General features: G+C 61.4%; 20 protein-coding genes, 1 tRNA gene, 1 pseudogene and 1 other annotated feature. Of the genes and pseudogenes, 12 read left to right on the top strand and 10 right to left on the bottom strand.

Annotated elements, in window-relative coordinates:
• Positions 1-41 precede the first annotated feature (41 nt).
• Together tssM and G486_RS0100495 are read left to right on the top strand one after the other, a co-directional pair.
• Positions 42-4046: a type VI secretion system membrane subunit TssM gene (gene tssM, locus G486_RS21230; RefSeq protein ID WP_342667310.1), complete on the top strand. Its 4005-nt coding sequence runs from the start codon at positions 42-44 to the stop codon at positions 4044-4046.
• 19 nt (positions 4047-4065) lie between these two features.
• The gene (locus tag G486_RS0100495) at positions 4066-4896 is read left to right on the top strand and encodes a TagF domain-containing protein (protein WP_027013767.1); all 831 of its coding nucleotides are present in this window, start codon (positions 4066-4068) and stop codon (positions 4894-4896) included.
• Between the two features lie 125 nt (positions 4897-5021).
• Here the strand turns inward: G486_RS0100495 and G486_RS0100490 are convergent, their stop codons facing one another.
• Positions 5022-5573, bottom strand: a complete 552-nt coding sequence (locus G486_RS0100490) for an NADPH-dependent FMN reductase (protein WP_027013766.1) — start codon at positions 5571-5573, stop codon at positions 5022-5024.
• Between the two features lie 593 nt (positions 5574-6166).
• Between G486_RS0100490 and G486_RS0100485 the strand changes: the two genes are divergently transcribed.
• From G486_RS0100485 to G486_RS0100460, 6 genes are all read left to right on the top strand, one after another.
• A complete protein-coding gene (locus tag G486_RS0100485) occupies positions 6167-6937 on the top strand; it encodes an energy-coupling factor ABC transporter ATP-binding protein (protein ID WP_027013765.1) in 771 nt (256 codons plus the stop codon).
• Positions 6938-6940: 3 nt separating this feature from the next.
• Entirely contained in the window at positions 6941-7534 is a 594-nt protein-coding gene (locus tag G486_RS0100480; protein WP_027013764.1) for an energy-coupling factor transporter transmembrane component T family protein, read from the top strand.
• Positions 7535-7600: 66 nt separating this feature from the next.
• The gene (locus G486_RS0100475; RefSeq protein WP_027013763.1) at positions 7601-8203 is read left to right on the top strand and encodes a biotin transporter BioY; all 603 of its coding nucleotides are present in this window, start codon (positions 7601-7603) and stop codon (positions 8201-8203) included.
• Positions 8196-9668, top strand: a complete 1473-nt coding sequence (locus tag G486_RS0100470; RefSeq protein WP_027013762.1) for an AMP-binding protein — start codon at positions 8196-8198, stop codon at positions 9666-9668. The genes G486_RS0100475 and G486_RS0100470 overlap by 8 nt, the downstream gene beginning before the upstream one ends.
• Positions 9665-10858, top strand: coding sequence for a thiolase family protein (locus G486_RS0100465; protein ID WP_027013761.1), 1194 nt, complete (start codon positions 9665-9667; stop codon positions 10856-10858). Before G486_RS0100470 ends, G486_RS0100465 begins: the two co-directional genes overlap by 4 nt.
• Before the next feature lie 41 nt (positions 10859-10899).
• A complete protein-coding gene (locus G486_RS0100460; RefSeq protein ID WP_211233737.1) occupies positions 10900-11583 on the top strand; it encodes a nitroreductase family protein in 684 nt (227 codons plus the stop codon).
• Between the two features lie 117 nt (positions 11584-11700).
• On the opposite strand, the gene G486_RS0100455 is transcribed toward G486_RS0100460, so the two are convergent.
• From G486_RS0100455 to G486_RS0100435, 5 genes are all read right to left on the bottom strand, one after another.
• Positions 11701-12507: a MetQ/NlpA family ABC transporter substrate-binding protein gene (locus tag G486_RS0100455; protein WP_027013759.1), complete on the bottom strand. Its 807-nt coding sequence runs from the start codon at positions 12505-12507 to the stop codon at positions 11701-11703.
• Positions 12508-12704: 197 nt separating this feature from the next.
• On the bottom strand, positions 12705-13055 hold the full coding sequence (locus G486_RS0100450) for a hypothetical protein (protein ID WP_027013758.1): 351 nt from the start codon (positions 13053-13055) through the stop codon (positions 12705-12707).
• Positions 13056-13058: 3 nt separating this feature from the next.
• Positions 13059-13454 carry a phage holin family protein gene (locus G486_RS0100445; RefSeq protein WP_027013757.1) on the bottom strand — a complete coding sequence of 132 codons (396 nt, stop codon included), beginning with the start codon at positions 13452-13454 and terminating at the stop codon, positions 13059-13061.
• Between the two features lie 30 nt (positions 13455-13484).
• Positions 13485-13796 (bottom strand): DUF883 domain-containing protein, encoded by a 312-nt coding sequence (locus tag G486_RS0100440; RefSeq protein ID WP_027013756.1) that lies wholly within the window; start codon positions 13794-13796, stop codon positions 13485-13487.
• Positions 13797-13976: 180 nt separating this feature from the next.
• Positions 13977-15083 carry an NAD(P)/FAD-dependent oxidoreductase gene (locus G486_RS0100435; RefSeq protein WP_027013755.1) on the bottom strand — a complete coding sequence of 369 codons (1107 nt, stop codon included), beginning with the start codon at positions 15081-15083 and terminating at the stop codon, positions 13977-13979.
• A gap of 156 nt (positions 15084-15239) precedes the next feature.
• On the opposite strand from G486_RS0100435, the gene G486_RS0100430 reads away from it, so the two are divergent.
• A complete protein-coding gene (locus tag G486_RS0100430) occupies positions 15240-16484 on the top strand; it encodes an ATP-binding protein (protein ID WP_051302959.1) in 1245 nt (414 codons plus the stop codon).
• 23 nt (positions 16485-16507) lie between these two features.
• The gene (locus G486_RS0100425; protein WP_027013753.1) at positions 16508-17044 is read left to right on the top strand and encodes a response regulator transcription factor; all 537 of its coding nucleotides are present in this window, start codon (positions 16508-16510) and stop codon (positions 17042-17044) included.
• A 17-nt stretch (positions 17045-17061) separates the two neighbouring features.
• Here the strand turns inward: G486_RS0100425 and cyoE are convergent, their stop codons facing one another.
• Both cyoE and G486_RS0100415 read right to left on the bottom strand, forming a co-directional pair.
• On the bottom strand, positions 17062-17967 hold the full coding sequence (gene cyoE / locus G486_RS0100420) for a heme o synthase (RefSeq protein ID WP_027013752.1): 906 nt from the start codon (positions 17965-17967) through the stop codon (positions 17062-17064).
• Positions 17960-19126, bottom strand: coding sequence for a COX15/CtaA family protein (locus G486_RS0100415; protein WP_027013751.1), 1167 nt, complete (start codon positions 19124-19126; stop codon positions 17960-17962). Before G486_RS0100415 ends, cyoE begins: the two co-directional genes overlap by 8 nt.
• A gap of 456 nt (positions 19127-19582) precedes the next feature.
• On the opposite strand from G486_RS0100415, the gene G486_RS0100410 reads away from it, so the two are divergent.
• Positions 19583-19656 (top strand) — tRNA-Gly (locus G486_RS0100410).
• 175 nt (positions 19657-19831) lie between these two features.
• Positions 19832-20482 (top strand): annotated as a pseudogene (locus G486_RS23255) (IS3 family transposase); the annotation flags it as partial.
• Positions 20101-20217 (top strand) — a sequence feature (AL1L pseudoknot). Its footprint overlaps the pseudogene before it by 117 nt.
• A 142-nt stretch (positions 20483-20624) precedes the next feature.
• On the opposite strand, the gene G486_RS23250 reads toward G486_RS23255, so the two are convergent.
• Positions 20625-21758, bottom strand: coding sequence for a fimbrial protein (locus G486_RS23250; RefSeq protein WP_084454924.1), 1134 nt, complete (start codon positions 21756-21758; stop codon positions 20625-20627).
• Positions 21759-22019: 261 nt separating this feature from the next.
• A complete protein-coding gene (locus G486_RS23845; RefSeq protein ID WP_156919814.1) occupies positions 22020-22406 on the bottom strand; it encodes a hypothetical protein in 387 nt (128 codons plus the stop codon).
• Positions 22407-22712 lie beyond the last annotated feature (306 nt).

The raw sequence follows: 22712 nt of genomic DNA, 5'->3' as shown, positions 1-22712 counted from the left end.
AAGCACTGCTAGGTATTTTGCTGGTCGCAATATCCGCAGCGGTGATTTGGTTTGTTGGCCCCTTGATCGCAATTGGTAATTCGCAGCCCCTGTTGAGTGCAGAAGTGCGTGTGGCAACAATTGTCTTGCTGTGTTTTTTCATTCTGTTCTTCCTATTGCGCTGGCCTTTGTATCTATTGCTGGCGTTTTTACTGAGCATGTTGGTCTGGTATGTGGGGCCAACGTTTAGAATTGGCAGCATCCATCCACTGGAAAGCGTGGCGGCACGTATTTTGTGCATGGTATTGATCTGGGTAGTTGCACTGGTTTATGCCGCTTATAGATTCTGGAAAATGCTGCGCAATGACCAGGATTTCGTGAAAAAAATCTTCTCCAGCTCAAAAGCTGAAAAGCCGGTGCTGGCTAAGGAAGAGATCAAAACGCTGGATGCAGGTACGCAAAGGGTTTTGATGCAACTTCGCAAGATGCATGGGCGTCAGGGGTTGAAAGGGTTTATGGATGGCTCCAGGTATTTGTACGAGCTTCCCTGGTATATGTTGGTGGGCTCGCCTGGCGCGGGTAAGACCACGGCCTTGCTCAATTCGGGCCTGAGCTTTCCCATTGCAGACCAAATGGGGGCGGCCAGCGTGCAGATGACGCTGGCCAACAATGCCGGAACCATTAATTGCAACTGGTGGTTCACCAACGAGGCTGTGATGATCGACACGGCGGGGCGTTATACCTGCCAAAGCGATGGCAGCACCGGGATGCCTGAGCCTGAGGAGGGGGGCGAGCTGGACCAGATCGATGTGGCCGAAGTTGTGGTGTCTGCCGATAACAGCCGTCATCGAAATGTGAATGCGGCGGAGTGGTTGGGCTTTTTAGGCATTTTGCGCAAATACCGTGCGCGAGCACCTTTGAACGGGGTTTTGCTGGTGGTGGATGTGGGCGAATTGCTGCAGGCGAATGACCAGCAGCGAACCATGCATGCAGCACAAATCAAGTCACGTCTGCTGGAGTTGCGCGAACATCTGCATATACGCTTTCCGGTGTATGTGCTGATTACCAAAATGGATTTGTTACGCGGCTTTGGCGAGTATTTTCATGCACTGACTTCCGAGGGGCGGGGCCAGGTTCTGGGCTTTACACTGCCGCTGGATTTGGCCGCACAGACGGTTCAAGGCCATTCAGCTAGCGGAAAGGCCGTGTCGCGCATGCAGGCGGCATGCATGCATGAGATGCAGCTGCTCAGTCAGCGTCTGGAAGACGGTATCAATGCGCGCTTGCAGGAAGAGTTCGATGCGGACCGCCGACGCCTGTTGTACGCCTTGCCCCAGGAGTTCGAGGCCCTGACTCAGGTCGTTGGTCAATGGTTGGAGTTGGTGTTCAATGACTCGCGCTTTGACATCACCGAAAAGGGTAGCAGTTTGCGCGGGGTGTACTTCACCAGTGCTACGCAAACCGGCGATGAAATTCTGGCCAAGAAGACTTCGTTGTTTGCGCGGGTGCGCAGCTTTTTGGGGGAGCGCAGCCAGGCCGATGGCCGGCAACAAGGTGCGCGCAGCTTTTTCCTGGCACAACTGTTTCGCAAGGTGATCTTTCAGGAAGCGGGCATGGTGCGCCCCAATTACCGTTGGGAGCTGCGTTATCGCTTTGTGCGCCTGCTCGGACACTTTCTGCTGGCTGTCGTGTTTGTGTGGGCCCTGCTGGGCATGTGGTCCAGCTTTGGCAACAACACCAACTACTTGCAGTTGGTGAGTGCTCGTGTGGACAAGCTTTTGCAAGAGGTTTCGGTACTGGTCCAGGCCTACAAGCCGGAGAACTCCCTGACTGCATTGGATGCCGCGCGGCCCCTGGCCTACATCAATGGGCTGGATTTGCAGGATCCGCCGCTGAGCTATCGCTATGGCCTTTACTCGGCCTTGCCCGTGGTGGATGCCGCTGATCGCAACTACACCGCACTGCAAAGCAATCTTTTGCTTCCTGTGATCGCCGGACGCATGGAGGCTGTGCTGCGCCAGAGCATTGCCAACCAGGACCACAAGTTCACTTACGACACCTTGGCGGTTTATCTGATGCTTTCAGACCCCAAGCATTACAAGGCTGCGGAGTTGCGGCGCTGGGTGCTCAACGACTGGCAAAACGGCTATTACAGTGCGCTGGCAGCAGGGGAGGGCACTGGTGCTGCAGTATTCGGGAACAAGGCCAGCTTTATGCCGCATATAGAGAGCATGTTCTCGGATGGCAAGCTGGTGCAGATGGATGCCGTGCGCGATCAAAACCTGGTGGAGCAGGCGCGCAGCTTCTTGAATGCCAGCTCTACCAGCCAGCGCCTGTATCAGCGCGTCAGAAGCAGCCTGCAATCACAGGCTCCGGCCGATTTCACTCTGGTCACGGCCGTGGGGCCGCAGGTTGCAACGGTTTTCAGGCGCGCGCAAGGCATGCCACTGGAAAAAGGCGTTCCGGGCTTTTTCACCTATGACGGCTATCACAAGCTGTTTTCGGCCAAGGTGGGCGAAATCATTCAAAGCGCTCGCGGAGAGGACAGCTGGGTCATGGGCCAGCAGGCAGAGGCCATGTCGGTGGCAACGCCGCTGCAGTTGACGGAGGTGGATGCCTTGGTCGACGATGTGCGACGCCAGTATCTGGAGGAGTACGCGAGCCAGTGGAAAAGCTTTCTGGAAAGCGTTCGCCCCCTTACCGGCGACAGCCTGGCCTTCGATATCAACGTGGTGCGCCAACTGGCGGCGCCTGATTCGCCGCTGTCGCGTCTGGCGCGAGCTGCAGCCCGCGAGACGACCTTGTCGCGGCCTCTGGTCAGTGCACAGAAAAATCAGGAAGAGCAGCAGGGCTTGCTGGAGCAGGCGAGCAAGCAGCTGGACAAGAAAATCGCAGATGCGAAGCGCAATCTGGGACTGCAGCCCCAGGCCATACTCGAGCGTCAGTTGGTGGACAACCAGTTCGGAGCCTTGCGCGAAATCGTGACCGGCAAGACCGAAATTGGCGGGGTCGAGGCCTCAAGCAGCAAGAGCCAGACCGGACTTGAGACGGTGAATGCCTTGATCAACGAGTACTACGCGACCCTGGTCATTGCCAACACCTCCTTGGGCACGAATACTGCGCCCAGCACCAATGCTGAAACCGCGACCCGTTTGCGCCTGGAGGCTGACAAGCTGCCACCGCCGTTCAAAGAGGTGTTGCAGGGCATTGTGCAAAGCGGCGCGGAAAAGGTAGAGCGAGAGACCGCAGATATCCTGCGGGCCAAGGCCCTGGTCGAGCTTGAGCGCATCAACACCGCCTACACGAACCAGGTGCTGGACTTCTGCCGCAAAGGCATAGAAGGGCGTTACCCCTTTGTGGCGAGCACGCAGGAAGTGGCCATAGAAGACTTCAACGCGATGTTCAGTGCCGGGGGGATACTGGATACCTTCTTGACCAGGGAGCTGCAACCCTATGTCGACACCAGCACCCAGCCCTGGCGCTTCAAATCACCGGAGCAGGCCAGCATTGCGGCCGCCATGCAGTCGCCTGCCACGTCCCAGGCTGCTGCAGCCTTTGTCCAGGGCCCGACCCTGCAGTCCGAGCTATTAAAGCTGTTGCAGCAACAAGGCCCCAGGCTGCAGACCTTTTCGCAGGCGCAAAAGATACGCGAGGTGTTTTTCCAGGAGCCCGGCGCGCGCAAGCTGGCCTGGAAGATGGACATGCGTATCGAAGAGCTGGACCCCAATATCACGGACCTGTATCTGGATATCGATGGTCAGAGTCAGCACTATGCGCATGGCCCTGTGCAGGCTCTGGCCGTCAAGTGGCCTGGGCCGCGTGGCGGCTATCAGGCAGAGCTGAGCGGCAACCCCCGCATCCGGCCCGAGACCTCGGCAATCATGGCGCGCGGACCCTGGGCCTTGATGCGGCTGCTGGAGAAAGCCAGCCTGGTCAACACCGCATCGTCGGGCCGTACCGTGGCTGTTTATTTGCTTGACGGGCGCAAGGTTGCGCTGGGGATTTCTTCGGGCAGCTATCCCAACCCCTTGTCCAGCGATTTGCTGCGCACTTTTAAATGCTCCTGAACATGGGGCGGATACAAGCATGTTGAGCAACTTCATCGGCCCTGGCGTGTCCCATCCAGCCGTGTGGGGCAAGCTGCCTACGCATGCCGACTTTATTCAGATACAGGTCAAGGGAGAGCAAGCGCAGCAGTGGCAAAACTGGTTTGCGCTGCAGTGGCAGACGGGCTCCAGGCTGCCGAAGCGGCGGCGCATGAGCCGCGAGCTGTGGCTCAACCTGAGTGCCCAGGCATGCATGGAAGAGGCCGGCAACTCCTTGCCCGTGGCTTTTGTGCTCGCTCCCGGGCAACTGGATTTCTCGGGGGCGCAGTATGTGATCGGGGTCATGGTCCCCTCGAGCGACCAGATCGGGCGCGGCCATCCGCTGATGGTGTATCAGCTAGCGCCGCGCCGATGGCTGGAGCAGCAGTGGCTGACAGGCCAGCGCTCCAGCCGTGACTGGCAGTTCTGGCTCGCCAGATTGCTGAGCGCTGTAGTGCAGCATGCCTGGGATAGACAGGTTTCTGCCAAGCCGGACTTGCGCGGCCGGATAGAGGCCTCGGTGGCGCAGTTGTGGCAGGTCTTTCATCCGGCCTGGGCTGTGCGTTGGCGTGCGGCTCATGGCGGCTCTGCCGAGGCCATCAACCAGGCTTGCGAGCCCATCCTCGCGCCATGGCTGGCCGATCATGAGGCCAGAGCGGATGTGGCCGCGCTATTGTCCGGCGTGCCGCATTTTCCGCGTTCGGACTGGCCGGGGGGGCTGGCCCACGCGGGGTTTCAAAGCATGTTCTGGCAGCAAACTGCGCAAGGGGAATATGTGATGGCAGAGACTAGTCTTGCCGCACTCTGGCGTGAAGAGCCCACAGGGACGTAGCAGCCCCCAGTGATCTTCGTCGAGCCTCCCGGCTGGGGCTCTCCTGTGTCAAGGGCCTGGCGAGGACTCAGCCCCGGAGCTTGTCCGGGCCGAGTCCGGCGCGGTGCCCGGCAGTGCTCTCCATATCAAGGCTGATACAGCTGAGCCCAGGCCGTAAATTGCTGTAGAAACCCAGCCATGAAGTCCCGGCTGCCTGCGCCTATCTGGCCATCATCGGCAAACAAGCCGTCCTTGGCCTGCAGAAAGATCTCAGGCTGGCCCAAGGTCGGCATGTCCAGATAAGCGAGCACATTGCGCAAGTGCTGCTGTGCGAGGGCTGTGCCTATGGCGCCCACGGAAACCCCGATGACGGCGGCAGGCTTGCCCGTCCACACGCTTTTCCCATAAGGGCGCGACCCCTGGTCGAGAGCATTCTTGAGCACGCCGGGAATCGAGCGGTTGTATTCGGGAGTGACAAACAGCACGGCCTGGGCTTCCTGGATCTGGATGCGAAAGCGCTTCACCGGCTCGGCTTCATTGCCATCGGCGTCCTGGTCATAAAGAGGCAGCTCGGCAATCGAGACCTCCTCGAAAACCAGGGGCTTAGGGGCCAGCAGTGCCAGAGCCTGGGCCAGACGCCGGTTGAATGAATTCTTTCTCAGGCTGCCCACGATGACGGCAACTTTGATCTGGCTCATGTGCTACTCCTCGAAAAACAGTGATGTACAGCCCTGTCCAGCCACACCCGTGACTGGTTTTCTGACGCTGCGACATGCAGCCTATGCGCCTCGGGTCCCCCTGCATTGTCCAAGGTCATTTTTTCTGGATGCATGAGTTTTTTCGCACATGGGCAGGCTCTGTGGAGGCCATGGCAAGGGCCGAACCATGGTTTGCAGCTTGCAGGGCAGGGGTTTTCTGTGCTCTATTTGGTCTTTTTCTTTCAAGATCGTTTATCTTTCATTCATTTGTCTTCAATTATTTTCAATTCCAATGGCTTTGAACTCATAAATGGATGCATTTAAGTGATGAAGAGGTGTTGATCGCGTGCGAGCCCGCGTTCACGCTGGAATTTGCCGCCATTTGCGGGCATTTGCATGTTTCTCAGGCGCACATCTGAAGCCTGTTTTTGGGCTCCATAAGTCTTTGATTTCTTATGGAAAAAACATTTATCGCCGGTTTTGAGAGGCTTGCAACTGCTTGCTAGAATCCGCCTCCTGCCAGCTCTTCACGACTGCCAGACTCCTTTCTCCTCAATGCCTGAACCGTGAGCAATCGCTCTCTTTCTGCTTCGATGCCGCTTTCTCCAACCTCTCTCGCGTCGCCCCGCCATGAACTGCCAGCCAGCGGGCTGCGGCTGCTTGGCGTGCATTTGAGGCGTGGCGCCACCCAGGTGTTTTCGGGGCTGGACCTGGTCTTGAGCGAGCAACGCATAGGCCTCATAGGCGATAACGGCGCGGGCAAGACCAGTCTGCTGCGTCTGCTGTGCGGGCTGGAGCAGGCCCAGTCCGGCCAGGTGCTGCTGGGCGGCGAGGACTTGCACCAGGTACGGGCCAGACGCCCGGGCCTGGTGGGGCTGATGTTCCAGAACCCGGATGACCAGATCATCTTTCCCACCGTCGAGGAGGAGCTGGCTCTGGGTCTGCGGCCTGCAGGCCTGTCCAGGCAGGCGGCCAGGGGCAAGGCGCGCGCGCTGCTCGCCGAACGCGGGCTTGCCGACTGGGCGCCGCGTGCCGTGGCCGGGCTCAGCCAGGGCCAGCGCCAGCAGGTCTGCTGGCTGTCCTTGCTGATCGCAGCCCCCGGCGTGCTGCTGCTGGACGAGCCTTTTGCGAGCCTGGACCTTCCTGGCCAGGCCGCTCTCGCACGCGATATTGCGGCTGCACCACAGCAAATCCTGGTCTCCACCCATGTGCTGGACCATGTGCGTGATTTCGAGCGAGTGCTGTGGCTGGACAAAGGGCAGATCCGTGCCGACGGGCCAGGCCAGGCAGTCTGCACGGCCTACGAGGCCGATGTGGCGCAGAGATTGGGCCAGAGCCGCTCGACTCAGGATGGGCAGGGCTAGAGCATGGGCAGTCTGTACAGCGAGCAAGGCAGCTGGCTGCATGGCTGGAGCGCCGGCCTCAAGCTCTTGCTCATGGCCGTGCTGGGCACGGGCCTGTTTCTTCTGCGTTCTCCCTGGCTGCTGGCACTTGCGGGCCTGGGCTGCATCGTGCTTTGGTGTTCTCTGGGTCAGGCCACACGCGTGGCGCGCAAGCTCATGCTTTCGGTGCTGGTGGCAGCCTTGCTGGTGGCGGGCTTTCATCTATGGATGCACAACCATGCGTTGGCGGCCAGCAGCGCACTGCGCCTGTTTTGTGCGTCCACGCTGGGCGTGGCCTTGACCGTGAGCACGCGCCCCAGCGACCTGATCGCTGTTTTGGAGCGGCTGCTGCAGCCTTTCGAGCGTCTGGGCCTGGACTCCGGCCGCTTGGCTCTGCAACTGGGCTTGATGCTGCGCTTTACCGAGCACTTTTTCGTGCAGTGGAAGCGCCTCGATGATGCCCACCGCTTGCGTACGGGCCGTGCCGGCGGGCTGCGGCTGCTGGCGCCGCTGACCATACAAATGCTTCAGACATCGCGCCGCGTGGCGGATGCGCTCTGGGCCAGGCTGGGCCAGTAGGCACATGGTCCCGGGCTTTGCCACGGCTTTTCACGAACCTTCCCTGTCTTCACCTTCACAACGCCCATGCCCTCATCCGTCTCTCGCAACGCTTCCCATTCCATCACCCAGGTCTCGCTGTTTGCTGCCCTGATGGCCGTCATGGGTCTGATCCCCAAGATCGACCTGCCTCTGGGCGTGCCGATTACCGTGCAATCCCTGGGCGTGATGCTGGCCGGTGCCATGCTCGGACCCTGGCGCGGTCTGCAGGCCATGGCGCTGTTTCTCGGCGCTGTGGCCCTGGGGTTGCCGTTGCTCGCAGGGGGCAGGGGCGGGATCGGGGTTTTCATGGCGCCTTCGGCTGGCTATCTGCTCGGCTATGCGCCTGCGGCCTGGATTACGGGGCTTGTCATGCAGGCCCTGCCTCAGGGCGACTTCGCGAGTCCGGCGCGTGCGCGGCGCATTGCCTTCAATGCCTTTGCGTCAGCGGTGCTCGGCGGCCTGCTGAGCCTGCATGCCTTCGGCGTGCTGGGCCTGATGCTGCTGGCCAAGCTCGGCTTCATGCAGGCCCTGGCCGCGACCCTGGTCTTCGTGCCCGGCGATCTCATCAAATGCGTGCTCTGCGCGCTCATCGTCCACACCATTGCGCGCGGCATGCCGGACTGGCGCTTTGGCGGCCGCAATGGCTAAAGGCCTTCAAGATTTGCAACACCTGGTCCACGCTCCTGTGGCCCATTGGGCGGCACAAAAGCCCGAGGCGATCGCCCTGCAAAGCGAGGCCGGGCAATGGAGCTTTGCCCGGCTGCATGCAGCCGTGCTCGAACGCTCTGCGGCCCTGATTGCCGCACGCGCACCGGCCATGCTGTTGCTGGAGGCGCGCCACACCCTGCTGGAGCGCATTGCCGAGTTTCTGGCCATCATCCACAGCGGGCGCTGTGCGGCCGTGGCCGATGGCGACTGGCCGGCTGCCGTGCATCAGCGCATCCAGGGCTGGCTGCCCAGCGCGCCCAGCGAGCTCAGCGCGGCCACACCGGAGTGTGCGTTCTACACGGGCTTTACCTCGGGCAGCACGGGTCTGCCCAAGGGCTTTATGCGCAACCATGCCTCATGGACCGAGAGCTTTGAGGTCTGTCTGAAGGACTTCGGTCCCGTGGCTGCCCAGGCCACGCTGGCCCCCGGGCGCATCTCGCACTCGCTGTTTCTGTTCGGCGTCATGCAGGCCCTGTGGTTCGGCCAGACGGCGGTGCTGCAGGAGAAGTTTTCCGCCCCGCGCTGTCTTTCCTGGCTGGCCCGGGGGGCTGCTCCCTGTCTGGTGGCCGTGCCCAGCCAGCTGCTGCTGATGCTGCAATGGGCTCAGCACAGAAAGCTTGCGCCCATTGCGCAGGTGGAGCTGATCATGATCAGCGGCGCGCGCTGGATGCGTGCCCAGACGCCGGCGCTCAAGGCCTTGTTCCCGAGGGCGCGCATCGTGGAGTTCTACGGTGCGTCCGAAGCCAGCTTCGTGGCCTGGATGGATGCCGATGAAAATGCGCCGCCCCAGGCCGTGGGCCGGCCGTTCAGCAATGTGGACATCGAGATCCGGGACGCGCAGCAAGTGCTTCCCCCAGGACGCAACGGGCTGATCTTCATGCGCAGCCCCATGCTCTTCATGGACTATGTGGGCCCGGCCGACGGCACGGCCGCCCTACGCGATGGCGAATGGCTGAGCGTGCGCGACATGGGTCATCTGGATGCGCAAGGCCGGCTCTGTCTTGCGGGACGCGAGAGCCGCATGCTGGTCACCCAGGGCAAGAACCTGTTTCCCGAGGAGTTGGAGAATCTGCTGGCCCAGCACCCGGCCATTGCCCAGGCCAGTGTGCACGGCCTGCCCGATGCGCTGCGTGGCATGCAGTTGCACGTGGTGATTCAATGGCATGACTTCGAGAACACGGACCCGGCCCCGGGCCGCGAGCAGCTTGCGCGCTGGCTGGGCCTGAGGCTGGAGGCCTACAAGCTGCCACGCCACTGGTGGAGCTGCGAGGCCTGGCCGCTCACGGCCAGCGGCAAGACCGACCATGGCCAGCTGGCAAGGTCTTTGCGCAACGCAAGCGGGCACGAGGCTCAGGGCGCTCAGCAGGCGCGGCACGCATGCCCTGCGCTGGTGCTCCTCGCATGACGCCGACCTCGAATCCGGCCTTTGTGGCCTGGTCCCGCAGCCCCGTGGCGCCCGTGGGCGGGGCTCTGAGCCAGATGGAGGTGCATGGGTTGGCCGCCCCCGTGCTGCGCACCCTGCTGGAGCGCACAGGTCTGAGCGCCGCCGCCGTCGATGCCGTGGTCCTGGGCAATGCCCTGGGCGCTGGCGGCAATCCCGCACGCATGCTGGCCCTGGCTGCGGGACTGGACGACCGCTGCGCCGCCCATAGTGTGGACAGCCAGTGCTGCTCGGGTCTGGACAGTGTTGCGCTGGCCGTAGGCCTTTTGCATTCGGGCCAGGCCGAGATCGTGATCGCCGGCGGCGCCGAAGCCTGGAGCCGCGCGCCCCTGCGCCAGACGCGCCCGCGCCATGCGGGCGAGCAGCCACAGCCCTATGAGCGCCCGGCCTTTGCGCCCGATCCCGAACGCGATCCCGATCTGCTCCAGGCGGCTGCCGACTACGCCCTTTGCCACGGCCATACGCGTGATCGGCAGCAAGCCCATGCCAGGCAAAGCCATGCACGCGCACTCGCGCACCAGGCTGTGCTGGGGCAGGAGATCACGGCCATCGCCGGCCTCGCGCACGATGCCTATCCGCGTGCGCTTGAGCCTCGGCGCATGGCGCGCATGCCGCTGGTGGCGCGATCGGGGGCAGGGGAGGCGGGCGATGTGCTGGACGCCCATGGCCTGTCCACACCCTGCATCTCACCCAAGGCCGATGGCGCAGCCCTGGTGCTGCTGGCCACGCCGGCGGCCTGCGCGCGCCATGGGCTCAGGCCCCAGGCCTACTGGCTGGCCAGCGCCTCGGCAGGCCACAGGCCGGAGATGCCCTTGCAGGCCGCAGCCCTCGCTGCAGGCCAGGTGCTGGCACGCGGCGCATCGGCACTCAACCGCCACACGCTGACCGCGAGCGAGCTGCAGGCCATCGAGCTGCACGATGCATTCGCGGTCCAGGCCCTGGACTTTGCCCAGGCTCTGGGCCTCGCCCCTGAGGACATCAATCTCCAGGGCGGCGGCCTGGCCCGCGGCCATCCGATCGCGGCCTCGGGTGCGATTGCGCTGGTGCGCATGCTCAGTCAGTTGCGCGATGCGCCTGCTGGCGCTCTGGGCCTGGCTGCGATTGCGGGCGCGGGCGGCATTGGTGCGGCTTGCCTGGCACAGCGCGCAGCATGAATCGACAGGAATCCGCAAGAGCAATGCCCATCTCTGAACCCATGTCCCCAGAATCGCAGGCCCATGAGGCACTGCTGACCGCGCGCCGCTCCATGCGCGCCTATCTGCAGCAGCCCGTGCCCGATGTCTTGCTGCAGTCGCTGCTGATCCAGGCGCGTCGTGCGCCCAGCGGCGCGAATCTGCAGCCAGGCCATTTTCTGCAAGTGCGCGGTGGATTGCGCCAAGCGCTGAGCCAGGCCCTGCTGGCCGATTGGCAGGCAGGAGCTCCTGAGCAAGAGGACTATGCCTACTTCCCCCGGCCCATGCCCATGGGTCTGCGCAAGCGCCAGGCGGCCTCGGCCCAGGCCTTGTACGGGGCCCTGGGCGTGGCGCGCGACGATCGTGCGGGGCGTGATGCGCAATTCGCGCGCAACTACCGCTTCTTCGATGCGCCCGTGGCCCTGGTCGTGACCATAGACCAGCGCTTTGGCGCGGGCGGCTACATGGACCTGGGCATGAGTCTTTACGGCCTGCAGCTGGCTGCCGCTGCCGCAGGCCTGGGCAGCTGCGCCATCGGCGCGCTGGCCAGCTACCCGCAGACCGTGCGCCGCGTACTGGGGCTTGCCTCGTCCGAACACATCGTCTGCGGCCTGGCCCTGGGCTGGCCCGATCCCGAGGCTGCGGTCAACCGCACCTGCACCGAGCGCGCGGCGCTGGCCGATTACTTCCGGGTGCTGGAAAGCTGAGTCATCAAAAATAGGAGCTGCCAGCGCTTGCCTCATCTCATATTCATGCTGAAAACCATCTGAATATGAGGCCTATCAAGCGCTTGCAGCTCTCTTTTTAAGTCTAAAGTACCAGGCTTAGAACGCCGGCACGACCGAGCCCTTGAACTGCCGGTCTATGAACTCGCGCACCTCGGGCGACTGGTAGGCTTGGATGAGCTGGGCCACCCAGGGCCTGGCCTTGTCGGCCTCGCGCGCGACCAGGATGTTCACATAGGGATTTTTCGCATCCTCCAGGGCAATGGCATCGGTCTTGGGGTTGAGCCCGGCCGAGATCGCGAAATTGGTGTTGATGGCCGAGGCCTGCAGATCGTCGAGCGAGCGCGGCAACTGGGCTGCATCCAGCTCCACGAAGCGCAGCTTCTTGGGATTGCTCACCACATCCAGCGGCGTGGCCTTGAGGCCTGCGCCTTCCTTGAGCTTGATCAGCCCCTGGGCCTGGAGCAGCAACAGCACGCGCCCGCCGTTCGTGGGGTCGTTGGGAATGCCGAACCTGGCGCCCTGGGGCAGCTCGGCCAGCTGCCTGATCTTTCTGGAGTAGATGCCTATGGGGAAGTTCACGGTATCGGCGATCCAGGCGATCTTGTAGCCGCGGTCCTTGACCTGGGCATCGAGATAGGGGCGGTGCTGGTAGCTGTTGGCGTCCAGGTCGCCGGCCGCGAGCGCCGCATTTGGCTGCACATAGTCGCCAAACTCGATGATCTGTAGCCTGAGGCCGCTTTTGTCGGCCACCTTCTTCACCTGCTCCATGATTTGTGCATGCGGTCCGGCGGTCACGCCGATCTTGATGGGCCTGTCCTGGGCCTGAGCCTGGGCTGCAAGCAGGGTCAGGGCGGTGGCGCCCGCGAGCAGGCTGCGGTGAAGGAATGCGCGCTTGGTGAACATGGAAAGCCTTGCCTCATAGCTGAAGTACAGCCTGGCACTGTATCCGCGAGAGAGTGGCTTGGGGCGTCCGGCGGAGCGGCTTTCCAGACAGTTTCGTCAATAGCTCAGAACCCAGGGTCATGAGCCATGGCCCCAAACAAAAGTCGCCCTCGATAAGAGGGCGACGGGCGTGCAATGAGGCAGGCGCTGAACCTGCCTCAGCGGTTGTAGCGCTGTATCAGGCGCAACACCCAGGGCGTGACGGTCGTGCCCACGCGGATCAGCTTGCGCGGCCCCACGATCAGGGCTGCGCCGCCCGCAAGCGCCACGGCCATGGGGTGCAGGCGCGCAAACGTCGTGATGCGCTCCATCAACGGAGCATCGGCGGATACCTGGGCCGCGCTCTTGCTCAAGGCCTTGGCCTGGGCCCTGGCCGAGGCCCGAGCCGCAAGCCGCTCGCGCTGCAGGGCAATGCGATTCAACACCTTTTGCTGGGCCAGCGTGGGCTCGGGCCAAGGCCTGTCAGCCGCAGCGGGCTTTGCAGCAGGGGTTGTGGAAGCGTTGTTCATGGGCTAAAGCCTTTTCTTCAAAGCCTGCCAGTCTTCATTCAATTCCTGGCGGGTCAGCATGAAGGGGCGGGACAGTTGCCTGGCCGCGAGCAGCAGGCGCCACAGGGCCAGTGCCCAGAGCAGCAGCCAGCCACCGGCCAGGCTCCAGGCGACGAGCACGCGATGCTCGCTGTCCCAGAACTGCACCAGCAGCGCTAGCGAGAGCATGAGCAAAAAGACCACACCCAGCGTTCCCATGGCGATGAGCAGCATCACCACAGACTGCATGCTGCGTTTGTGCTGCTCCCACTCCAGGCGCGCCAGATCGGAGCGATCCTCGACGGCAATCGCCAGCTCTATGACTGACGCACGCCAGCGTGCGATCAGGGCATCCAGGCCCAGCAGAGAAGTCCAGCGCACTGGTTTCTTTCCTTGGGACTGCGTCAAAACTTAACGGCGTCCCAGCATGAAGCCCAGCAGGGCGCCCACGGCCAGGGCGGCGCCGGCCACGCGCCAGGGTTCGTCATGGGCATAGCGGTCGGCGGCATCGGCGGCATCGCGTGCCTGGCGGGCCGCATCCTGGGCAGCACGCACGGCCGTGTCGCGCACATTGGACACGCTTTCATCGATGCGCTGGCGCAGCAGGTTGATCTCGGGCACGGCATCCAGCTCGCGTGCAGACAGCAGGCCACGCAGATCACGCACCAGCTTTTCCAGATCGGCCTGGGCGTTGGAGACGGTATCGGTAATCGACTTCGACATAGTGAGCCTTTCTCTATTCAAGCAACAAGGGAAGACGGCAGTCGTTGGCGGAGCTGCCGCCCGCGTTCTTCGGATTACGCTGGCATTTTCAGGTGCAGCATGGATACATCTTAGCCAAATGTTGCACCTCGCCCGCGCTGGCCCAGGGCCTTACTCATGTAAGACGAAGCCCATTTGAGCTCAGTGGCCATCCAGGATCCGCGCCACATGGGCCCCTATGGCCAGGCTGCTGGTCAGGCCCGGCGATTCGATGCCAAAGAGATGCACCAGGCCTGGAATGCCATGCGCCTGCGGCCCCTGGAACACAAAGTCTGCACCCGGCTCATTCGGCCCATGGATCTTGGGGCGCATGCCCGCATAGCCGGGCTGCAAGGCATGCTCGGGCAGTCCTGGCCAGTAGCGCCGGATCTCGCTGTAGAACAGCTGGGCGCGTTGCGCATCCACCTGCAAGTCCTGGGCGCTGTCCGTCCATTGCACGTCGGGGCCGAACTTGGCCTGGCCGCCAAGGTCCAGGGTCAAGTGCACGCCCAGGCCTGCAGCCTCGGGCACGGGATAGATGAGATGCGAGAACGGCGCCCGCCCCGACAAGGTGAAGTAGCTGCCCTTGGCGTAAAAGGCCTTGGGCGCCAACTGCTGTGGGTAGCCTTTGATGCATGCGGCCAGATCGGGCGCCTGCAGGCCTGCTGCATTGACCACGGTCTGGGCCAGCAGCTCGGTGCCGTCCGCCGTCTTCAGCCAGATGCCGTCGGCCCGGACCTCGGCCTCTTGAAGCTGGGCGTGACAGGCCACCATCCCGCCTGCGTTTTCCAGATCGCCTTGCAGGGACAGCATCAGGCCATGGCTGTCGACAATGCCCGTGCTCGGTGAGTGCAGGGCGGCCGCGCAGTTGAGCTCGGGCTCCAGGGCCCGGGCCTGGGCCGCATCCAGCCAGTGCAGATCGTCAACGCCATTGCTCCGTGCATGGCGGGCCATGCCGTGCAGGTGCTCGATCTGCGCCTGGCTCGTGGCCACAATGAGCTTGCCGCAGCGGTCATGGGCAATGCCGCGCTCGGCGCAATACGCATACAAGGCCTTCTTGCCTTCGACGCAAAGGCGCGCCTTCAGTGATCCGGGCTGGTAATAAATGCCCGCATGAATGACTTCGCTGTTGCGCGAGCTGGTCTGGGTGCCGATGGCGGCCTCCTTTTCCAGCACCATGACTTCGCGCCCCGCCAGCGCCAGGGCGCGCGCCACCGCCAACCCCACCACACCTGCTCCGATGACCACGGTCTCGACTTTGTCCGCCATAACTGAATTTCTTGCATGAAAGCCCAAAATTCTAGGGGCTGCGAACAAGGTCGGTATCCGCAAAGCCCATCGGTCCTGGCCCACAATCGGCTGGTGACTACCGCCTCCCCATCCGCCTTCCTGTCCCGTGTAGAGCGCAGCACCGAGCGCCAGAACATGTATCTGCTGATCCAGCTGCGTTGGCTGGCCGTCATCGGGCAGATCATCACCATCACCCTGGTGCACTACGGCTTTGGCATATCCCTGCCGCTACCGGCCATGGCCTTGGTGCTTTTGCTGAGCGTGCTGGCCAACCTTGGCTACATCTATTGGTACCGCAGCCACCGACGTCCGATCTCGGGGCGCGATCTGCTTGCAGCCTTGCTGGCCGATGTGCTGGCCCTGGCCATACAGCTGTACCTGAGCGGCGGCGCGGGCAACCCCTTCATCTATCTGTTTTTGCTGCAGGGAATTCTGGGGGCCGTGCTGCTGCGGCCCACACATGCCTGGCTGGTGGTGGCGGCGACCTCGGCCTGTGCTCTGGTGCTGTCTGTGACCCACAGGCCGCTGGCCATGAATTTTGCGAGCCAGCAGGATCTTCCCGGGCTTTATCTCGCTGGCGTGCTCATCAGCTTCGGCCTGACCACGGTGCTCATCGTGGTGTTCTTGCGGCGCATCGTCTCCAATCTGCGTCGCCGCGATGCGCGCCTGGCCGACATGCGCCAGCGTGCCAGCGATGAAGAGCACATCGTGCGCCTGGGCCTGCTGGCCACGGGCGCTGCGCACGAGCTGGGCACGCCGCTGGCCACGATGTCGGTCATCCTGGGCGACTGGCAGCATATGCCGGCCCTGGCGCGCGACCCCGACCTGCTTGCCGATCTACAGGATATGCAGCAGCAACTGCTGCGCTGCAAGTCCATCGTCTCCAGCGTGCTCATGTCGGCTGGCGAGACGCGCGCCGACATGCCGCGCACGGCCACGCTGCGCAGCTTCATGGACGGTGTGATCGCCGACTGGCAGACCCGCCACCAGGTCGCAGATTTCGACTACCGGCCTGCCGGGCAGGACTTTGCCATGCTCTCGGATACCGCTCTGGCACAAATGGTTTGCAATGTGCTCGACAATGCTGCCGAAGCATCCCCCTCCTACGTAGGCCTTGAGCTCGGTGTCGATGACGGCATCCTGCGCCTGAGCGTCAGAGATCGCGGCCCGGGCTTTGCCCCGCACATCCTCGAGAAACTGGGTCAGTGTCACCTGTCCACCAAGACCGGACGTCCAGGCCGAGGCCTGGGCCTGTTCCTGGTGCTCAACGTGGCGCGCTCATTGGGCGGCCGTGTGGAAATACGCGAACTCAAGCCCTGTGGCAGCGAGGTGGAGATAAGTCTGCCCCTGTCATCGATTGCGATTGAACCAGGCTCCTAGACCTGGGACCTGAAACACTCATCATGGAAAGCCCCCGCCTCCTGCTCCTGGTTGAAGACGATGCAACTTTTGCTCGCACACTCACGCGTTCCTTCGAGCGCCGCGGCTACAGCGTCCTGCATGCCAGCAGTGCCGAGCAAGTCGGCAGCCTGCTCCAGCAGCATCGCCCCGAATATGCGGTCATGGATCTGAAGCTCGCAGGCCAGGCTTCGGGCCTGAGCTGCGTGCAAATGCTTCATCTGCACAATCCCGAGGCCAGGATCGTGGTGCTCACGGGCTACGCGAGCATTGCCACGGCCGTGGAGGCCGTCAAGCTGGGCGCCTGTCACTACCTGGCCAAGCCCTCGAACACCGATGACATAGAGGCCGCCTTCGAGCGCCAGGAAGGCCGCACCGATACCGAGCTGTCGCGCAACCCGACCTCGATCAAGACACTGGAGTGGGAGCATATCCACGAGACACTTGCGGACAGCGACTTCAACATCTCGGAAGCCGCCAGGCGCCTTGGCATGCACAGGCGCACGCTGGCACGCAAGCTCGAAAAGCGGCAGATCAAGTAACGGGCTGTGTACGCGGCTCAGCCCAGCCAGAGGTAGTGGTCGACCAGCAGGGCCGCGAACAGCACGCTCAGGTGGATCAGCGAGAAGCGAAAGGTCTTGCGCGACAACTGGTCCGAGTAGTTGCGCCACAGCGCAAACGCATAGCCGCAAAAGCCCAGGCTCAGGACCACGGCCACCGCCAGATAAAGCCAGGAGCTCATGCCGTACATGAAGGGCAGAAGACAGGCTGCGAACAGGATTACGGTGTAGAGCAGGATCTGCAGCCGCGTGTATTCGCTGCCATGGGTCACGGGCAGCATGGGCAGGCCGGACTGGCGGTAATCCTCCACACGGTACAAGGCCAGGGCCCAGAAGTGCGGAGGCGTCCACAGAAAGATGATCAGAAACAGGATCAAGGCCTCAGGCCCCACCTGGCCCGTGACTGCGGCCCAGCCCAGAAGGGGCGGCATGGCGCCCGAGGCCCCGCCGATCACGATGTTCTGCGGTGTCGCAGGCTTGAGCACCACGGTATAGATCACAGCATAACCGATGAAGGTGGCCAGCGTCAGCCACATGGTCAGCGGGTTGGTGAAGGCCAGCAAGATGGCAGCACCAAGGGTGCACAGCAGAGCCGAGAATGCGAGTGCCTGCTGGCTGCTGAGCTCGCCACGCGCCGTGGGCCGCCAGGCCGTGCGCTTCATGCGCGCATCGATATGGCGCTCCACCAGGCAGTTGAAGGCCGCAGCCGCGCCTGCCACCAGCCAGATGCCCAGACAGGCAACCGCCATGTGCAGCCATTGAGCAGCACTGGGCCAGCCAGGGATGGCCAGCACCATGCCGATCAAGGCACAGAACACGATGAGCTGCACTACCCTTGGTTTGGTCAGGGCATAAAACTGGGACCAGCGCGATGGCGCGGCCAGGAGGCTTGCTTGTTCACTCATAGACTTCTTTCCCGCGCGCAATCACAGCATCTGCGCTCTTCGCCTGGGAGCGGCTGATCGCCAGGCTCCAGACAATCACGGCCACCAGGGCCGCAGCCCCGCCCGTATGCAATACCGCCGCTGCCAGAGGCCAGTCCAGCACCACGTTGGACAGGCCGGTCAGCACCTGGGCCAGCAGCAGGCTGCCCAGCCAGCGGCGCTGGCGTGCCAGCTCCGGCACCGCCCGCAACTGCCAGCACAAGACCAGCAGCATCGGCACGACCACATAGGCGCCGAGGCGGTGTAAATAGTGGATCGCCGTCAGCCCTTCAAAACTGATGTGGCTGCCATTCTGGAGCAGGCCCAGTGGGCGCCAGATCTCAAAGGCCTGGGCAAAATCCATGGCCGGCCACCAGTTTCCCTGGCAGGTCGGAAAGCTGCTGCAGGCCAGCACCGCATAGTTCGTGCTTACCCAGCCGCCCAGGGCTGCCTGCACAAGCAGCAGGCCCAGGCCCAGCCACAGCAGGCGGCGCAGCCCTGGGGGGATCCGTGTAGGAGGCTGGCCGCGCTGCGCGAGTCCCAGGCCCGAGGCGGGTACAGCCAGCAAGGCCAGCAATACGGTTCCGCCCAGCAAATGCATGGTCACGATGGCAGGAAACAGCCTCATGGTCACCGTCAAGGCGCCAAATGCACCTTGCAGGCAGACCCAGACCAGGGCCAGGGTAGGCCACCAGGGGTTGAGGATGCGCGCTTCCCGCTTCTGAGTCCGGGTCAGGCGCCAGGCCAGCAGCGTCATGGCGATGATGAGTACGCCAACCGTGGTCGCGAGATAACGGTGAATCATCTCGATCCAGGCCTTGCCATGGGTGACGGGCCCTGTAGGCATGGCGGCCTGTGCGGATGCGATCTGATTCTTGGCTCCCCAAGGGCTGGCGCTGCCATAGCAGCCTGGCCAGTCGGGGCAGCCCAGTCCCGAATCCGTGAGGCGGGTGAAGGCGCCGAACAAGACCAGATCAAAGGTCAGAAACAAGGTCAGCACCGACAAGGCCTGCAGGCGTGACACAGGCCCTGATTCGCGCTTGCGCAGCCAGACCCAGGCCAAAGGGCCCAGGGCCAAAAGCAGGCCCAGGGCCATGAGCTCCAGCACCGGAGCCAGGTCATACAAGGCCTGCTCGTTCACGCCATGGCCTCCGCCCGGGCCTGGCATCGAGCGCGCCGGCTGGTAGCAAGCCTGTGCGAATGCTCCGGGGAGTGTCCCGGCTGGCCGAAGCGGTTCTTCATAAACGAGAGCAGGGTTTCAAGAAGGCATAAGCCATAGCGCCCCATTGCAGCGCATGGCAAGCCAAAGAGATATCAGGAAATGTACGCAGGTCAATCACGAAACCGGTTCACGGCAGCGTGCAAAGACCGCAAGCCACAGCACGGCACAAAGACCACGTCTTTGATCCAGAACAATTGTACTAATCTTGCAATCAGGGCGAACCCGGTAGCCCATTGCCCCTATGTATCGCCAAGCTTCGAAGGCCATTCAGGCGACAAAATTTTCTGCGCCGCTGCTCGCAAATTGCCTGCGTAGGTTCTGGCTTGAGGTACGATGGCAGCAGCACTTTGCTGCACCATGCAGCACAGCACCCGGGCGGGTGTAGTTCAATGGTAGAACGCTAGCTTCCCAAGCTCGATACGCGAGTTCGATTCTCGTCACCCGCTCCACTTCGACTTTCCAGGGTCTTCCACCGAACACCAGGGAACCTCGTAAGTCATCGTCAGGATTGAGAGTTTTTAACCAACTCTCATCCACTGACATCCAGCAAAATCCACTCCCAACCGCTTCAGACTGAATCGCCTCGGGTTTTACGGAGGCTCAACACTCTGAGAGGATTGAGCTATGAAGAAGTCGAACAAGTTCTCGCCCGAAGTACGTGAGCGTGCGGCGAGGATGGTGCAGGAACACCGTGCAGAGTACCCATCGTTGTGGGCAGTCATCGCTCCCAAGATCGGCTGCGTGCCGCAGACGCTGCATGAATGGGTCAAGCGTGCCGAGGTTGATGCCGGCGTGCGAGATGGGGTGACGACAAGTGAAGCCCAGCGGGTCAAGGAGTTGGAGCGTGAGGTCAATGAGCTGCGCAAGGTCAGCGAGATACTGAAGCTGGCCAGCGCTTTTTTTGCCCAGGCGGAACAGGGCCGCCGCATCAAGTCCTGAAGGCTTTCGTCGACCAGCATCGCCAACAGTTCGGGGTCGAGTCGATCTGCCGCATCTTGCAGATCGCCCCATCGGCGTATTGGCATCACGCTGCTTGCCAGCACAACCCGGCGCTGCGCTCATGTCGGGAGCAGCGCGACCTGGAGCTGGTGCCCGAGATCCAGAGAGTGTGGCAAGCAGCATGCAGGTCTATGGCGCAGACAAGGTCTGGCGTCAGCTCAAACGTGAAGGTATAGCGGTTGCCCGCTGCACCATCGAGCGGCTGATGCGTGAACAAGGCCTGCATGCGTGCGCCGGGGGAAGGCAGTGTGTACTACGGTCTCTGACCCGAAGGCGGATGCAGCCGGTCGTCGCAACTTAATGATCGTCTGAAAAGGCCAGATGTCCGCGAAACACGGGCATCTGGAGTGTTATGGCGTGCGTGGCAGGAGGCTCGCCAGCGTTATCACACCTGGATCCGATTTATGCAGAGCATCCCTTACAGGTAAGTCATCGTAAAGGTCAGTACAGCGTCTGCCTGGCCAGGTGTGACTGCCGTTGCTGTCTGGCGATAGGCTGCTTTGAGCCCAATTTTGTAGGAGCCACCGACAGCACTGCTGTATCCAGTCAGCGTGTATTTGGTGTTGTATTTCAGCGGGACGTCATTGCTGTCCTTCAACTGGAGAGCTATGCCTCGAGCCGTGGAGTTGCTCGTTAGAGCAATGACTCCATTGTTTGCATCGACCACGGCACCGACAGGGTCGAACTGATACTGGATCTTGCTGAGGTTACCGGCTGGGCAGGCGTTGAGCCTGACGTCGAATGGAACAAAGGCCGTAGTCGAACCCACGCCGGAAAATTTTGATTGAAGATGGGTCCCCATGTTGACGGTCACGTCCGGCGTCTCGCAAGCTGCAACACGGATATTGACGGGAGTCAGTGTGACGAATTTGTGGAATGTCGCCTGGACCGAGGGTGAGCCAGTCGACGGTTTTGCGGCCCAGGCTGTTTCTACTACAGCAGAATTTGATGTCGTTCCAGGAGTGACATTACCTGTTTTCACAAGTGCAAACTCCAGCTGAAATCCAACGTTCATTTGAGCTGACCCGTTGATGGAGCTACATACCGAATACCCCCAGCTGGAGCTTATGGCGGGCAAGCTGCCCCAAGCGAACCAGCCGGAACATCTGGCATCTCTTGTAGATATATATGCACGAGCACCGATTGCCAGTCCTATACCTGCTACGTTCGTATTCCAAACTTGATATGGGACGCCGCTAGAGCCATTCACGGTGATTCCACTTGCCGTCGGCAGCAGGGATCTGTAGGTCGGGCCAACCCCGGTATTTCTGACAGTGCATGAATAGTAATTGGTGATTGCCGGAGTCGAAATCCAAGGTGTCAATACTGATCCAATAGCGGCATCACGAGGCACTGTCAAAGAACTGGGCATGGTGACCCTGATCGTTTCTGAGATACCGTTGCATGAATAAGTCTGTGCCTGAGCCGCCTCAGAGAAAAGTGCGATTATTGTTGCAATAAATAAGAAAGCAAAATCAGTGCTTCGTAGGCGTGGAGTCTTGAAATAAAATTTGGTTTCTAATTTTTTTATGATGGATTTATGAATATGCATGACTGATTTGCTAGAGTATCAAATACTTCTTGATCGAATAATATTTCGGGTTGAAATGGTTTGATGTTTTTATTATTTGATATTTTTTGACGAAATTTGAAACCATCTGAATTGAAGTGTGGCATATATAATTTTTCCGAATTGAAAAAAATAGTCCACTTTCCATTTTTTTTTGAAATTTTTTTAAAAATTCCGGAAAAAAATTCTTCGATGCGAGAGTGAATGTCAATCAAGATTGATTTTCCCGGGTGAAATGTTTCTTTATGTTTTATTAAGTACTTTTTTGAAAAATTTGTTAATTTTATTTTGAGTTATATTTTTGTTTAATCGACGAGGTGAGATTTGAATAAACGAATAGGTGTATTTCATGCTCATCTGTATTTGAATTTCAAGGTTTTTTCCCCGGTGCTCAGCTGAGAGGATGCCGTTTTCCGAAGCTTGAAATAAACAAGCGGCACGGTGAGTCGGGCAGATCAGGGCTTGATCGTGCGGGCTGGGGGCGCCCGCCTGTTGGTGCCGGGTAGGGCCGGCGAAGCTCGTGGCCGAATACTTGGTTCGTGTTGCGGCCAGGTGGAAGCCGAGGAGGCTATCGGCGCGGGCTATATGCTGGCTCGACCTGCTTGCGTGGATATGTGCGGCAGCAGACATGCGTGGACGGTTGGCGTGGGCCGTCGGCGCAAGCTATGAGCGGATTGAATCGGTTTTTCGAATATCTTCGCCGTACCGCGCGGGCAATCCTCGCTGGGAGTCTTTCTGTACCGACCTTCGGATCGCAATGCGCCTGGTGCTGCAATTCGATAGGCTCAACACGGCCGTGGATCTCTGATGCGTGGCCTGGGCGATTGCTGAATTACCGGCTGGCCGTGGGGGAGGCCGGGTGGTTGCTGTCCAGCGCACTCAGAACGTGTTTACGATCTCTACGCTGCCGCGTTGGAGCGCAATCGGGATGAGTTC

It is taken from the genome of Comamonas composti DSM 21721, assembly GCF_000429845.1.
GTDB classification, from domain to species: domain Bacteria; phylum Pseudomonadota; class Gammaproteobacteria; order Burkholderiales; family Burkholderiaceae_C; genus Comamonas; species Comamonas composti.
This window is presented reverse-complemented; position numbering and strand designations above follow the sequence as displayed.

Excerpts from the sequence above, each read along its gene's own strand:
- G486_RS0100475 (WP_027013763.1), top strand. The coding sequence starts at position 7,601 with ATGCCCTCATCCGTCTCTCGCAACGCTTCCCATTCCATCACCCAGGTC.
- G486_RS0100460 (WP_211233737.1), top strand. The coding sequence starts at position 10,900 with ATGTCCCCAGAATCGCAGGCCCATGAGGCACTGCTGACCGCGCGCCGC.
- G486_RS23250 (WP_084454924.1), bottom strand. The coding sequence starts at position 21,758 with ATGCATATTCATAAATCCATCATAAAAAAATTAGAAACCAAATTTTAT.
- G486_RS0100455 (WP_027013759.1), bottom strand. The coding sequence starts at position 12,507 with ATGTTCACCAAGCGCGCATTCCTTCACCGCAGCCTGCTCGCGGGCGCC.
- G486_RS0100435 (WP_027013755.1), bottom strand. The coding sequence starts at position 15,083 with ATGGCGGACAAAGTCGAGACCGTGGTCATCGGAGCAGGTGTGGTGGGG.
- G486_RS0100465 (WP_027013761.1), top strand. The coding sequence starts at position 9,665 with ATGACGCCGACCTCGAATCCGGCCTTTGTGGCCTGGTCCCGCAGCCCC.
- G486_RS0100495 (WP_027013767.1), top strand. The coding sequence starts at position 4,066 with ATGTTGAGCAACTTCATCGGCCCTGGCGTGTCCCATCCAGCCGTGTGG.
- G486_RS0100485 (WP_027013765.1), top strand. The coding sequence starts at position 6,167 with ATGCCGCTTTCTCCAACCTCTCTCGCGTCGCCCCGCCATGAACTGCCA.
- G486_RS0100450 (WP_027013758.1), bottom strand. The coding sequence starts at position 13,055 with ATGAACAACGCTTCCACAACCCCTGCTGCAAAGCCCGCTGCGGCTGAC.
- cyoE (WP_027013752.1), bottom strand. The coding sequence starts at position 17,967 with ATGAGTGAACAAGCAAGCCTCCTGGCCGCGCCATCGCGCTGGTCCCAG.
- G486_RS0100430 (WP_051302959.1), top strand. The coding sequence starts at position 15,240 with ATGTATCTGCTGATCCAGCTGCGTTGGCTGGCCGTCATCGGGCAGATC.
- G486_RS0100480 (WP_027013764.1), top strand. The coding sequence starts at position 6,941 with ATGGGCAGTCTGTACAGCGAGCAAGGCAGCTGGCTGCATGGCTGGAGC.
- G486_RS0100470 (WP_027013762.1), top strand. The coding sequence starts at position 8,196 with ATGGCTAAAGGCCTTCAAGATTTGCAACACCTGGTCCACGCTCCTGTG.
- G486_RS23845 (WP_156919814.1), bottom strand. The coding sequence starts at position 22,406 with ATGTCTGCTGCCGCACATATCCACGCAAGCAGGTCGAGCCAGCATATA.
- G486_RS0100440 (WP_027013756.1), bottom strand. The coding sequence starts at position 13,796 with ATGTCGAAGTCGATTACCGATACCGTCTCCAACGCCCAGGCCGATCTG.
- G486_RS0100425 (WP_027013753.1), top strand. The coding sequence starts at position 16,508 with ATGGAAAGCCCCCGCCTCCTGCTCCTGGTTGAAGACGATGCAACTTTT.
- G486_RS0100490 (WP_027013766.1), bottom strand. The coding sequence starts at position 5,573 with ATGAGCCAGATCAAAGTTGCCGTCATCGTGGGCAGCCTGAGAAAGAAT.